This is a genomic window from Massilia sp. UYP11 (genome assembly GCF_050434805.1).
Lineage (GTDB): Bacteria > Pseudomonadota > Gammaproteobacteria > Burkholderiales > Burkholderiaceae_D > Telluria.
This window is the reverse complement of sequence record NZ_JBNDJE010000019.1, coordinates 1-12,830: the sequence shown is the minus strand read 5'-3', so window position 1 is coordinate 12,830 and position 12,830 is coordinate 1. Positions and strand designations below refer to the sequence as shown.

At 63.0% G+C, this 12,830-nt stretch carries 10 protein-coding genes and 2 tRNA genes; 10 read left to right on the top strand and 2 right to left on the bottom strand.

From position 1 onward, the window contains the following. Positions 1-302 precede the first annotated feature (302 nt). From carA to ABIB38_RS19895, 4 genes are all read left to right on the top strand, one after another. Complete coding sequence (carA, locus tag ABIB38_RS19910) at positions 303-1,466, top strand: glutamine-hydrolyzing carbamoyl-phosphate synthase small subunit (protein ID WP_429206437.1); 1,164 nt, start codon at positions 303-305, stop codon at positions 1,464-1,466. 1 nt (position 1,467) lies between these two features. Further along, the gene (gene carB / locus ABIB38_RS19905; RefSeq protein WP_429206436.1) at positions 1,468-4,698 is read left to right on the top strand and encodes a carbamoyl-phosphate synthase large subunit; all 3,231 of its coding nucleotides are present in this window, start codon (positions 1,468-1,470) and stop codon (positions 4,696-4,698) included. Positions 4,699-4,819: 121 nt separating this feature from the next. Beyond that, the gene (gene greA / locus ABIB38_RS19900; protein WP_429206435.1) at positions 4,820-5,293 is read left to right on the top strand and encodes a transcription elongation factor GreA; all 474 of its coding nucleotides are present in this window, start codon (positions 4,820-4,822) and stop codon (positions 5,291-5,293) included. Further along, entirely contained in the window at positions 5,293-5,766 is a 474-nt protein-coding gene (locus ABIB38_RS19895; RefSeq protein ID WP_429206434.1) for a DUF4149 domain-containing protein, read from the top strand. The genes greA and ABIB38_RS19895 overlap by 1 nt, the downstream gene beginning before the upstream one ends. A gap of 50 nt (positions 5,767-5,816) precedes the next feature. Here the strand turns inward: ABIB38_RS19895 and yhbY are convergent, their stop codons facing one another. Beyond that, entirely contained in the window at positions 5,817-6,287 is a 471-nt protein-coding gene (yhbY, locus tag ABIB38_RS19890; RefSeq protein WP_109344022.1) for a ribosome assembly RNA-binding protein YhbY, read from the bottom strand. A 45-nt stretch (positions 6,288-6,332) separates the two neighbouring features. Between yhbY and ABIB38_RS19885 the strand changes: the two genes are divergently transcribed. The 6 genes from ABIB38_RS19885 to ABIB38_RS19860 all read left to right on the top strand — a co-directional run bounded on the left by ABIB38_RS19885 (position 6,333) and on the right by ABIB38_RS19860 (position 11,833). Then, positions 6,333-6,980, top strand: coding sequence for an RlmE family RNA methyltransferase (locus ABIB38_RS19885; protein ID WP_429206433.1), 648 nt, complete (start codon positions 6,333-6,335; stop codon positions 6,978-6,980). A gap of 236 nt (positions 6,981-7,216) precedes the next feature. Next, positions 7,217-9,100 carry an ATP-dependent zinc metalloprotease FtsH gene (gene ftsH / locus ABIB38_RS19880; RefSeq protein ID WP_429206432.1) on the top strand — a complete coding sequence of 628 codons (1,884 nt, stop codon included), beginning with the start codon at positions 7,217-7,219 and terminating at the stop codon, positions 9,098-9,100. 75 nt (positions 9,101-9,175) lie between these two features. Further along, on the top strand, positions 9,176-10,036 hold the full coding sequence (gene folP / locus ABIB38_RS19875; protein ID WP_429206431.1) for a dihydropteroate synthase: 861 nt from the start codon (positions 9,176-9,178) through the stop codon (positions 10,034-10,036). 31 nt (positions 10,037-10,067) lie between these two features. Continuing rightward, a complete protein-coding gene (glmM, locus tag ABIB38_RS19870; RefSeq protein ID WP_429206430.1) occupies positions 10,068-11,408 on the top strand; it encodes a phosphoglucosamine mutase in 1,341 nt (446 codons plus the stop codon). Positions 11,409-11,483: 75 nt separating this feature from the next. Continuing rightward, positions 11,484-11,560 (top strand) — tRNA-Pro (locus ABIB38_RS19865). Positions 11,561-11,756: 196 nt separating this feature from the next. Beyond that, positions 11,757-11,833, top strand: a tRNA-Arg gene (locus tag ABIB38_RS19860). Positions 11,834-12,497: 664 nt separating this feature from the next. On the opposite strand, the gene ABIB38_RS19855 is transcribed toward ABIB38_RS19860, so the two are convergent. Further along, on the bottom strand, positions 12,498-12,830 hold a 333-nt coding region (locus ABIB38_RS19855), incomplete at its 5' end, for a tripartite tricarboxylate transporter substrate-binding protein (protein WP_429206429.1).

Below are 12,830 nucleotides of genomic sequence, written 5' to 3'. Positions count from 1 at the left end.
GCCTAATCGCAAGTTGCGGGTGAGATATTGCACTCGCAACATATGTTTCAGCAGGGCAGGGAAGATGGCGTGGCATGTCATCTTCAGCAAATTTGCTAGCGGTTATGTGGCGGCGCCGCATTGCCGAACATCAGAGTTCGCGCTATAATTCGGAAGTTTATCTAATTCAAACTTAGCCGTAGCGCATACCCACCATCCCTCATTCAACATGACCTCCAACACCGGGCGGCTTCACCACGCCCAGGACAGTTGGATGTCGGTCTGACGTGGCGAAGCTACGGCAACTTTTTCGGGAGTTGCCCTTGCCGCCATTTTTTTCTGGCCCCTCCGTTCCAGCCATCCTGGCACTTGCTGACGGGACCATCTTCAAAGGAATTTCCATCGGTGCCGTCGGTCATACGACGGGCGAAGTGGTGTTCAACACCGCGATCACCGGCTACCAGGAAATCCTGACCGACCCGAGCTACTCGCGTCAAATCGTCACCCTGACCTATCCGCACATCGGCAACTACGGCGTGAACAGCGCCGACGTCGAAGCGGGCAAGGTGCACGCCGCCGGCCTCATCATCCGTGACCTGCCGCTCCTGGCGTCGAACTTCCGTTCGACCCAATCGCTGGGCGACTACCTCAAGCAGGAAAACGTGGTTGCCATCGCCGGCATCGATACCCGCAAGCTCACCCGCATCCTGCGCGAAAAAGGCGCCCAGGCCGGCGCGATCCTGACCGCGGCGCAAGGCGTCGAGCCGTCGCCGGCCCAGGCGCTGGAACTGGCGCGCTCGTTCCCGGGCCTGGCCGGCATGGACCTGGCCAAGGTGGTGTCCGTCACCGAACCCTACGAGTTCACCGAGACCGAATGGAAGCTCGGCGAAGGCTACGGCAAGCAGACCGATCCCAAGTACCACGTGGTCGCCTTCGACTACGGCGTCAAGCGCAACATCCTGCGCATGCTGGCCGAACGCGGCTGCAAGGTCACGGTGCTGCCGGCGCAATCGACCGCCGCCGACGCGCTGGCCCTGAACCCTGACGGCATCTTCCTGGCCAACGGTCCGGGCGACCCCGAGCCTTGCGACTACGCGATCCAGGCATCGCGCGAGCTGATCGAAAAGGGCATCCCGACCTTCGGCATCTGCCTCGGCCACCAGATCATGGCGCTGGCTTCCGGCGCCAAGACCATGAAGATGAAGTTCGGCCACCATGGCGCCAACCACCCGGTGCAGGACCTGGACAGCAAGAAGGTCTTGATCACCTCGCAGAACCACGGCTTCGCGGTCGACCCGGAAACCTTGCCGGACAACTGCCGCGTGACCCACGTCTCGCTGTTCGACGGCTCGCTGCAGGGCTTCGCCCGCACGGACAAGCCGGCGTTCTGCTTCCAGGGCCACCCGGAAGCCTCGCCTGGCCCGACCGACGTCGCCTACCTGTTTGACCGCTTCATCGGCCTGATGCAAGCAGCGGAGAAAAAATAATATGCCAAAACGTAGTGATATCAAAAGCATCCTGATCATCGGCGCCGGCCCGATCGTCATCGGCCAGGCAGTCGAATTCGACTACTCCGGCGCCCAGGCCTGCAAGGCCTTGCGTGAAGAAGGCTACAAGGTCATCCTGGTCAACTCGAACCCGGCGACCATCATGACCGACCCGGAAACGGCGGACGTGACCTACATCGAGCCGATCACCTGGAAGGTCGTCGAGCGCATCATCGAGAAAGAGCGTCCCGACGCGATCCTGCCGACCATGGGCGGCCAGACCGCGCTGAACTGCGCGCTCGACCTGCACCGCAACGGCGTGCTGGACAAATACAAGGTCGAGCTGATCGGCGCGACCCCGGAAGCCATCGACAAGGCCGAAGACCGTTCGAAGTTCAAGGACGCGATGACCAAGATCGGCCTGGGCTCGGCGCGTTCGGGCGTGGCCCACTCGATGGAAGAGGCGTGGAGCGTGCAGCGCGAGCTGGGCTTCCCGACCATCATCCGTCCTTCGTTCACCATGGGCGGCAGCGGCGGCGGCATCGCCTACAACGAAGAAGAATTCGAGCAGATCTGCAAGCGCGGCCTGGAAGCATCGCCCACCAACGAGCTGTTGATCGAAGAATCTCTGTTGGGCTGGAAAGAGTACGAGATGGAAGTCGTTCGCGACAAGAACGACAACTGCATCATCATCTGCTCGATCGAGAACCTGGATCCGATGGGCGTGCACACCGGCGACTCGATCACCGTGGCGCCGGCGCAGACCCTGACCGACAAGGAATACCAGATCATGCGCAATGCGTCGATCGACGTGCTGCGCGAGATCGGCGTCGACACCGGCGGCTCGAACGTGCAGTTCTCGATCAACCCGAAAGACGGCCGCATGATCGTCATCGAGATGAACCCGCGCGTGTCGCGTTCGTCGGCGCTGGCCTCGAAAGCCACCGGCTTCCCGATCGCCAAGGTCGCTGCAAAGCTCGCGGTCGGCTTCACGCTGGATGAGCTCCGCAACGAGATCACCGGCGGCGCGACCCCGGCCTCGTTCGAGCCGTCGATCGACTACGTCGTCACCAAGATCCCGCGCTTCACGTTCGAAAAATTCCCGACCGCCGACAAGCACCTGACCACGCAAATGAAGTCGGTCGGTGAAGTCATGGCGATGGGCCGCACCTTCCAGGAATCGTTCCAGAAAGCGCTGCGCGGCCTGGAAGTCGGCGTCGACGGCCTGAACGAAAAGACCCGCGACCGCGAAAAGATCGAGGAAGAACTGGGCGAGCCGGGTCCGGAACGCATCTGGTACGTGGGCGACGCCTTCGCCCAGGGCTTCACCCTGGAAGAAGTGCACAACCTGACCAAGATCGATCCATGGTTCCTGGTGCAGATCAAGGAGATCGTGGACATCGAGCTGTGGCTCGAGACCCAGACCCTGGAGTCGCTCGACAAGAACGTGCTGTACAAGCTCAAGCAAAAGGGCTTCTCGGACCGCCGCATGGCCTTCCTGCTCAAGGTCGAGCCAAGCGCCGTGCGCGAGCGCCGCCACGCGCTGGGCATCCGCCCGGTGTACAAGCGCGTCGACACCTGCGCCGCCGAGTTCGCGACCAACACCGCCTACATGTACTCGACGTACGACGAAGAGTGCGAATCGAACCCGACCGACAAGAAGAAGATCATGGTGCTGGGCGGTGGCCCGAACCGCATCGGCCAGGGCATCGAGTTCGACTACTGCTGCGTGCACGCGGCCCTCGCCATGCGCGAAGACGGCTACGAGACCATCATGGTCAACTGCAACCCCGAGACCGTATCGACCGACTACGATACCTCGGACCGCCTGTACTTCGAGTCGCTGACCCTGGAAGACGTGCTCGAGATCGTGGAGCTGGAAAAGCCGGTGGGCGTGATCGTCCAGTACGGCGGCCAGACCCCACTGAAACTCGCGCTGGACCTGGAAGCGAACGGCGTGCCGATCATCGGCACCTCGCCGGACATGATCGACGCCGCCGAAGACCGCGAGCGTTTCCAGCAGCTGCTTCAGACATTGAATCTGCGCCAGCCGCCGAACCGCACCGCGCGCACCGAAGCCGACGCGCTGGCGTTGGCCGAAGAGATCGGCTACCCGCTGGTGGTGCGTCCTTCCTACGTGCTGGGCGGCCGCGCGATGGAGATCGTGCACGAGCAGCGCGACCTGGAGCGCTACATGCGCGAAGCGGTCAAGGTCTCGCACGATTCGCCGGTGCTGCTCGACCGCTTCCTGAACGACGCCATCGAAGTCGACGTCGACTGCATCTCGGACGGCGAAGCCACCTTCATCGGCGGCGTGATGGAACACATCGAACAGGCCGGCGTGCACTCGGGCGACTCGGCCTGCTCGCTGCCGCCGTACTCGCTGTCGCAAGCGACCATCGATGAACTCAAGCGCCAGACCTCGCTGATGGCCAAGGCCCTGAACGTGGTCGGCCTGATGAACGTCCAGTTCGCGATCCAGCAGTCGGAACAGGACGGCCAGACCGTGGACACCGTGTATGTTCTGGAAGTGAACCCGCGCGCCTCGCGTACCGTGCCGTTCGTCTCGAAGGCGACCGGCCTGCAGCTGGCCAAGATCGCGGCGCGCTGCATGGTCGGCCAGACCCTCGCGCAGCAGGGCATCACCCGCGAAGTCGTGCCGCCGTTCTACAGCGTCAAGGAAGTCGTGTTCCCGTTCGTGAAGTTCCCGGGCGTCGACACCATCCTGGGGCCGGAAATGAAATCGACCGGCGAAGTGATGGGCGTGGGCACCACCTTCGGCGAAGCGTTCGTGAAATCGCAGCTCGCGGCCGGCATCAAGCTGCCGAAGTCGGGCACCGTGTTCCTGTCGGTGAAATCCTCGGACAAGCCGCGCGCGGTCGGCGTGGCGCGCGACCTGGTCAAGCTGGGCTTCGACCTGGTGGCGACCAAGGGCACCGCCGCCGTGATCTCGGCGGCCGGCATCCCGGTGCGTTCGGTGAACAAGGTGCTGGAAGGCCGTCCGCACGTGGTCGACATGATCAAGAACCATGAGATCGTCATGGTCGTGAACACGGTCGAGGAAAAGCGCAGCGCGATCACCGACTCGCGCGCGATCCGTACCTCGGCACTGGCCTCGCACGTGGTGACCTACACCACGATCGCCGGCGCCGAAGCGGCGATCGAGGGCATGCCGCACATCGACGAACTGCGCGTGTACGATTTACAAGGCCTACATAAAACCTTACACTAAGCACACGCAGTACCCGTAAGACAGTCAAACCACAGAGCTCGCGCGGCCTTGGCCGCGTGCCTCTGTGGTTTTCGCTTTGAGACGCTACGGGTGTCCCGTACAACACCAACAGCAGAAAACCATGAACACTCCACTGACCAAATTCGGCGCAGAACTCCTGAAAGAAGAGCTGCACCAGCTCAAGACCAAGGAGCGCCGCATCGTGATCGACGCGATCGCCGAGGCGCGTTCGCATGGCGACCTGTCCGAAAATGCCGAGTACGACGCCGCCAAGGAGCGCCAGTCCTTCGTCGAAGGCCGCATCGCCGAGCTCGAGGGCAAGCTCTCCACCGCCCAGGTCATCGATCCGTCCACGCTCGACGCCGACGGCCGCGTGGTGTTCGGCGCCACCGTCGACCTCGAAGACCTGGAATCGGGCCAGAAGGTCACCTACCAGATCGTCGGCATCGATGAAGCCGACCTGAAACTGAACAAGGTCTCGGTGACCTCGCCGATCGCGCGCGCGCTGATCGGCAAGTTTGCCGCAGACGTGGTCGAAGTGCAGGCCCCGTCGGGCCCGCGCGAGTACGAAATCCTCGAAGTACGCTACGTCTGATGGGAGGCGCGGCGGGCGGCACCGTGCGGGGGCGTTTGCCGGCGGCGCGCCTGCTGGTGGCCGCGCTGTGGGCCGGCACGCTGTGGGCGCTCGGCTATGTGGCGGCGCCGGCCGCGTTCGCGGTCCTGGACAGCGGCCAGGCGGGCGACCTGGTCGCGGTGCTGCTCACGCGCCAGGCCTGGTTGTCGATCGCCTGCGCCGTCGTGCTGCTGGTCTTGCTGCGGATGTCGGCCGACCTGGCGCCGCCGCGCCGCCGCTTCCTGAGCCTGCTGGTGCTGGCGATGCTGGCGTGCGCCCTGGTGATCTTCGTCGGCCTGCAGCCGGCCATGGCGCAGCTGCGCGAGCTGGCCGGGCCGGGCGGGGTGCGGGCGTCGCCGTACTGGACCGAGTTCGCCGTGATGCATGGCGTGTCGCAGTTGTTCCACATCGTCCAGAGCTTGCTGGGGGCGTGGCTGATCGTGAGGATCCGGTAGGTGGCAGCGCGCGACGGATGAAAAAAAACCGGGTTGCCCCGGTTTTTTGTTCACTTGTTGAGCGAATTTTTCTTGGAGCTGGTCTGGCGCGGCTTGGCGCGCTTGATGTTGCCGCCTGCGGTGACGCGTTCGTTCCCCTTCAGCATGACCTTGGTGACGCTCGGCTTCTTGGTGCCGCTGGCGCTGGCCTTGACGATGGTGACTTCGCGCATGCCCGGGCCCGATTTGCCGCTGCGTTCCTTGACCGCCTCTTTCTTGGGACGGTAGAGGACCAGCAGCTTGCCGATGTGCTGGACCGGCGCCGCCTCGAGATCGGCGCAGATCTGCTCGTACATGGCGACGCGCGCTTCGCGGTCGTCGCCGAACACGCGCACCTTGATCAGGCCGTGTGCGTCGAGGCTGGCCGAGATTTCCTTGACGACGGATTCAGTGAGGCCGGCTTCGCCGATCATGACGACTGGATTGAGCCCGTGTGCTTCTGCGCGCAGGGCGCTGCGCTCAGCCGGTGTAAGTTTGATCATAATAATTCTTTTTTGATGTACCAATAAAAGCAGTATTCTACGCGAATGGCCAAGAACAAATTAAACAAAAACTGGTTGCATGACCACATTAACGATCCGTATGTCAAACTTGCCCAGAAAGATGGCTTCCGCGCACGCGCCGCCTACAAGCTCAAGGAAATCGACGAGCAGGAAAAGCTGATCAAGCCCGGCCAGGTGATCGTCGACCTCGGCTGCACCCCGGGCAGCTGGGCCCAGTACACGCGGCGCAAGCTGGCCGGCGCCGACGGCGGCGGCATCAACGGCACCATCATTGGCCTCGACATCCTGCCGATGGAGCCGATCGCGGATGTGCAAATGATTCAGGGTGACTTCCGCGAGGAAGAAGTGCTGACGCAGCTCGACGAAGTCCTGTCCGGTCGCAAGGCCGACCTTGTGCTATCCGATATGGCGCCCAATTTGTCGGGTATTAGTCATGCCGATGCAGCGCGCATGGAACATTTGATCGACCTCGCGATCGAATTTTCGCAGCTGCATTTGAAGCCGGGTGGGGCGCTTGTGGTTAAATGTTTTAAAGACATGGGTTTTACTCAAGTCCTAGAAAAATTCCGGATGGAATTCAAGACCGTGAAGCAGATCAAGCCGAAGGCCAGCCGCGATAAATCGTCCGAGATCTTCCTGCTCGGCCGTGGCCTGAAGAATCCGGCGGCATGAGGGCGGGGAGTCAGCCATCAGAGGGTAGAATTTCCTCTTGAAATCTCCGCGTGTGCCCATACATCTGCCGCGTGATCTTCCGCTCGGCGCAACGGTTTTGTATGCAATGGGCCGGCGGGATGTAAAAAGATAGTATTTCGGCACTATTGCTGGCGCCGCGTGGCGGTGTCGGCTTATTGCGAGTAAAATCGGAATACTGAAATCGGTATAGATGCAATTGCATCGGAGGAGTGCTCGTGAATAATATGTTTTCCAAATCCGCCATCTGGGTGGTCGTCGCGCTGCTGTTGTTCATGCTGTTCAAGCAGTTCGACACCCATAGCGTCGCCGGCGGCAGCAAGACCATCGCTTATTCCGAGCTGCTCGATGAGATCAAACAGCGTCGCATCAAGGATGTGACGATCGAAGGCTCGAACATCACCGCCACGCGCAGCGACGATTCCAAGGTGCGCGCGACCGCGACCATCCTGGACCGCGGCCTGATCGGCGACCTGCGTGAAAACGGCGTGCGCTTCGACGTGAGGCCGCCCGAGGAACCGTCGTTCCTGCAGCAGGTATTCATTTCCTGGTTCCCGATGCTGCTCCTGATCGGCGTCTGGGTGTTCTTCATGCGCCAGATGCAGGGTGGCGGCAAGGGCGGCGCTTTCTCCTTCGGCAAGTCGAAGGCGCGCATGCTCGATGAAACCAACAACACCGTCACCTTCGCCGACGTCGCCGGTTGCGATGAGGCGAAAGAAGAAGTGTCGGAAATCGTCGACTTCCTGAAAGACCCGACCAAGTTCCAGAAACTGGGCGGCCGCATTCCACGCGGCGTGCTGATGGTCGGTCCTCCGGGTACCGGCAAGACGCTGCTGGCGCGCGCCATCGCCGGCGAAGCCAAGGTGCCGTTCTTCTCGATCTCGGGTTCCGACTTCGTCGAAATGTTCGTCGGCGTGGGCGCAAGCCGCGTACGCGACATGTTCGAGAACGCGAAGAAGCATTCGCCTTGCATCATCTTCATCGACGAGATCGACGCGGTCGGCCGTCACCGCGGCGCCGGCATGGGCGGCGGCAACGACGAGCGCGAACAGACCCTGAACCAGCTGCTGGTCGAGATGGACGGTTTCGAAGCCCAGTCGGGCGTGATCGTGATCGCCGCAACCAACCGCGCCGACGTGCTCGACAAGGCGCTGCTGCGTCCGGGCCGTTTCGACCGCCAGGTGATGGTGGGCCTGCCGGACATCCGCGGCCGCGAGCAGATCCTCAACGTGCACATGCGTAAAGTGCCGATCGGCACCGACGTCAAGGCCGACATCCTGGCGCGCGGCACCCCGGGCTTCTCGGGCGCCGACCTGGCCAACCTGGTCAACGAAGCCGCGCTGTTCGCCGCACGCCGCAGCAAGCGCCTGGTCGAGATGATCGACTTCGAAGACGCCAAGGACAAGATCTACATGGGTCCGGAGCGCAAGTCGATGGTCATGCGCGAAGAAGAGCGCCGCAACACGGCCTACCATGAGTCGGGCCACGCGGTCATCGCCAAACTGTTGCCGAAAGCGGACCCGGTGCACAAGGTCACGATCATGCCGCGCGGCTTTGCCCTCGGCCTGACCTGGCAGCTGCCCGAGCATGATGCGTTGTCCGGCTACAAGGACAAGATGCTGGAAGAAATCTCGATCCTGTTCGGCGGCCGTATCGCCGAAGAGATCTTCGTCGGCCAGATGTCGACCGGCGCCTCGAACGACTTCTCCCGCGCCACCAAGCTGGCCCGTTCGATGGTGACCCGCTTCGGCATGTCCGAGAGCATGGGCGTGATGGTCTACGAAGACAGCGAGAACGAAGGCTTCTTCGGCGGCGCCACCAAGACCATCTCGGAAGCGACGCAGCAGAAGGTCGACGCCGAGATCCGCAACATCCTCGACACGCAGTACGCGCTGGCACGGCGTCTGCTGGAAGAGAATCGCGACAAGGTCGAGATGATGACCAAGGCGCTGCTCGACTGGGAAACCATCGATTCCGAGCAGATCAACGACATCATGGCCGGCCGCGAGCCGCGCCAGCCGAAGACCGTGCTGACCAAGCGCACGCCGCCAGGCGACAGCGGCTCGGGCGGTGTGGCGCCGAACGCCACCGCACCGGCCTGACGCTGTCTCTCCCCGCAAAGGCACCCGTCAGGGTGCCTTTTTTGTTTGCCCACGTGGCGCCATCACGTTGTCCCTATGACCAAGAAACTGCAGTGCGGCCATTTCAGCTTCGCGCTGGATGGGCCTGAAGCGACCCATCCCGTCGTGATGGGCATCCTTAACATCACCCCCGATTCCTTTTCCGATGGCGGCCGCTACCAGGGCCTCGAATTCGCGCTGACCCATGCCGAGACGATGATCAAGGACGGCGCCGCGATGATCGACATCGGCGGCGAATCGACCCGGCCCGGTTCGCCGAGCGTGCCGCTCGACGAAGAACTGCGGCGCGTGATGCCGGCCCTGTATGCGCTGCGTACGCTCGACGTGGCGCTGTCGGTCGACACCTGCAAGCCCGACGTCATGCGCGAAGCGCTGATCGCCGGCGCCGACATGATCAACGACATCAATGGCTTTCGCGCGCCGGGCGCCATCGCCGCGGTGCAGGACAGTGATTGCGGCCTGTGCGTGATGCACATGCAGGCTACGCCACAGACCATGCAGCAGGCGCCGCAGTACGACGACGTGGTGGGGGAGGTGATCGCCTTCCTGCGCGAACGGGTCGATGCCTTGACCGCGGCCGGCATCGAACGCGAACGCATCTGCGTCGATCCCGGCTTCGGTTTCGGCAAGACGGTCGAGCATAACTATGCCTTGCTGGGTGGCCTGCCGCGCATGCGCGCCGAACTCGATCTGCCAGTGCTGGCCGGCATGTCGCGCAAATCCATGATCGGCGCCGTGACCGGCCGTCCGGTCGAACAGCGGACGGCCGGCAGCATCGGCGCGGCATTGGCTGCGGTAGCGCATGGCGCTAGAATCGTGCGTGTGCATGATGTGGCTGAGACTGTCGATGCCCTGAAGGTGTGGCATGCCGCGATGCATCCACCTTCGGTCCTGTAAAAAACGTTTCAATAAGAGAAAAGAGAACTAGATGGCACGGAAATATTTCGGCACCGATGGCGTGCGCGGCACGGTGGGCGTTGCGCCAATTACTCCTGAATTCGTGATGCGTCTCGGCTACGCCGCCGGCACCGTCCTGGCCAAGGGCCGCAAGTCGAGCAGCGGCCGTCCGGTGGTCCTGATCGGCAAGGACACCCGCATCTCGGGCTATATGCTCGAAGCGGCGCTGGAAGCCGGCCTTTCCGCCGCCGGCGTCGATTCGATGCTGGCCGGCCCGATGCCGACCCCGGCCATCGCCTACCTGACCCGCGCGCTGCGCCTGCAGGCCGGCGTCGTGATCTCGGCCTCGCACAATCCGTTCCAGGACAACGGCATCAAGTTCTTCTCCGAGCACGGCACCAAGCTGCCCGACGCCGTCGAGCTCGAGATCGAAGAGGCGATCGATCAGCCGATGGGCTGCGTCGCCTCCGATAAACTCGGTCGTGCGACGCGCTTGCGCGACGCCCAGGGCCGCTACATCGAATTCTGCAAAAGCACGTTCCCGAACGAACTCGACCTGCGCGGCCTGAAGATCGTGGTCGACAGCGCCCACGGCGCCGCCTACAACATCGCGCCGCACGTGTTCCACGAACTCGGCGCCGAAGTGATCTCGATCGGCGCCCAGCCGGACGGCTTCAATATCAACGCCGGCTTTGGCGCCACCGCGCCGAAGGCGCTGTCCGAAGCCGTGGTGGCCAACAAGGCCCACCTCGGCATCGCGCTGGACGGCGACGCCGACCGCCTGATCATGGTCGACGCCAACGGCCGCGTCTACAACGGCGACGAACTGCTGTACGTGATGGTGCGCGACCGCATGAGCACCGGCCCGGTGGCGGGCGCCGTCGGCACCCTGATGACGAATATGGCGCTCGAAGTCGCCTTCAAGGAGATGGGCATCGGCTTCGCGCGCGCCAAGGTCGGCGACCGCTACGTGCTCGAGGTGATGCAGGAGCGCGGCTGGCTGTTCGGCGGCGAAGGCTCGGGCCACCTGCTGGCGCTGGACAAGCACAGCACCGGCGACGGCATCGTGTCGGCGCTGCAAGTGCTGTCGGCCCTGGTGCGCGGCAACAAGTCGCTGGCGGAATGCTGCAGCGAACTGCAACTGTTCCCGCAGACCCTGATCAACAAGAAGGTCGCGCCCGGCTTCGACTGGACCCTTGATCCGGCCCTGGTGGCCGAGAAGGAAGCGGTCGAGCGCGAGCTGGGCGACAACGGCCGCGTGTTGATCCGCGCATCCGGCACTGAACCATTGATTCGCGTGATGGTGGAAGCGAAAGAGGCGGCCATGGCCGAGAGCATGGCGCGCCGCATCGCGGACAAGCTGGCTGCCTGATCGACACGCCATTGCAGCCAGGTGCAGGCCGGGGCTGGCGCTTGGCGCCGCCATCGCGTATAATGTTTCTCACGGCGGAGTGTAGCGCAGCCCGGTAGCGCACCTGGTTTGGGACCAGGGGGTCCAAGGTTCGAATCCTTGTACTCCGACCACAAGATTCATCAAAACAGGCCGTCATCGACGGCCTGTTTTGTTTATGGGACGTTCTGTTTCTCGGCCTGTTTGTTCATGGGACCTGCTGAATGTTACCGGCCCCATGTTCTTTCAGTATCGCTACGATCACCGGTTTCCGAGTGGTCATATTGCAAGCATCGATGCTCGCGGTTTATAGTAGCGCCTCTTCCAAGACCGCCCTTAGCTCAGTTGGATAGAGCAACAGCCTTCTAAGCTGTGGGTCGGGGGTTCGATTCCCTCAGGGCGGGCCAATTTACTCCAGCATTTCAACCACTTGCCGCGCCCGCGAGCCGCCTGTATTTCAGGCATTGCGCTATTCAATTGGCACCTTCCCGGTCCAGCGCGCGATCAAGGATGGTCCAGTACCGCTGGGTCACGGCATCCACGTCCCCCGGCGCCCGACCATGCACCCCGGCGAATTCCTCGGTTTCCAGAAAGCGGCCGTGACCGTGTACATACGCATGCCCTCCGGCATATGACCGAGCCAGAAGCCGAGTCCGCTTAGTCCGCTTAGTCTGGTTTAGTACGGCTGGCGTCTGAATGCCGCCTGGAACCGCCGACAGGCTCCGACACATAGCCGTCGGTCTCGAAGGAGATCCAGCCGTCGGTGAATCAGATGCGATCGATGTTTTTGTGCCTGTCGGCGACGTACGGATCGAGGTGGGTGCGTGCAGCGACCCGAACCCCCGGCCTGGTTCACCAGACCCTTCCTGAAGGCGACCAGTATGCCGACGACGTATGGCGGGCAAACGGGCGCGAGATGGTGCGATGACCGCGCGCCCAGCTCGACCGCCGGCAATAACTGTCTGCTATGGAGGGACAACATCGCGCAGCATCCGCGATGTTGTCCATTACCCAACGCCTGACAATGGTGTGGTGCGTGCAGGGCAGGCCCGCACATTGCCTCGCACGTCGTCAATCGGCGTAGGCGCCTGCCTTCTTGTAGATCGGTCCCCACTTGTCGATCTCGGCCTTCAGATGCGTGCGCAAGCCTTCCGGCGTGGCCTTTTCGGCCGGGACCGGTTCCGTGCCGAGCTCGGCAAACCGGGCCTTGACGTTGGGATCCTTCAGCGCCTCGCGCAGCGCTGTCCCGAGCCGGTCGACGACCGCCTTTGGCGTCCCCTTCGGCGCGTACATGCCGTGCCACACATACAGGCCACCTCGAATAACCCGCTCTCGGCGTGAGCAGAGCCAGGCGAAACGTGAGTCCGCGCTCCAGCATCGCTCAGTAGCGTGATTTTCAAAGCG

Coding starts and splice junctions, on each gene's coding strand:
- yhbY (WP_109344022.1), bottom strand. CDS start 6,287: ATGATCAAACTTACACCGGCTGAGCGCAGCGCCCTGCGCGCAGAAGCA.
- glmM (WP_429206430.1), top strand. CDS start 10,068: ATGGCACGGAAATATTTCGGCACCGATGGCGTGCGCGGCACGGTGGGC.
- greA (WP_429206435.1), top strand. CDS start 4,820: ATGAACACTCCACTGACCAAATTCGGCGCAGAACTCCTGAAAGAAGAG.
- carB (WP_429206436.1), top strand. CDS start 1,468: ATGCCAAAACGTAGTGATATCAAAAGCATCCTGATCATCGGCGCCGGC.
- folP (WP_429206431.1), top strand. CDS start 9,176: ATGACCAAGAAACTGCAGTGCGGCCATTTCAGCTTCGCGCTGGATGGG.
- ABIB38_RS19885 (WP_429206433.1), top strand. CDS start 6,333: ATGGCCAAGAACAAATTAAACAAAAACTGGTTGCATGACCACATTAAC.
- ABIB38_RS19895 (WP_429206434.1), top strand. CDS start 5,293: ATGGGAGGCGCGGCGGGCGGCACCGTGCGGGGGCGTTTGCCGGCGGCG.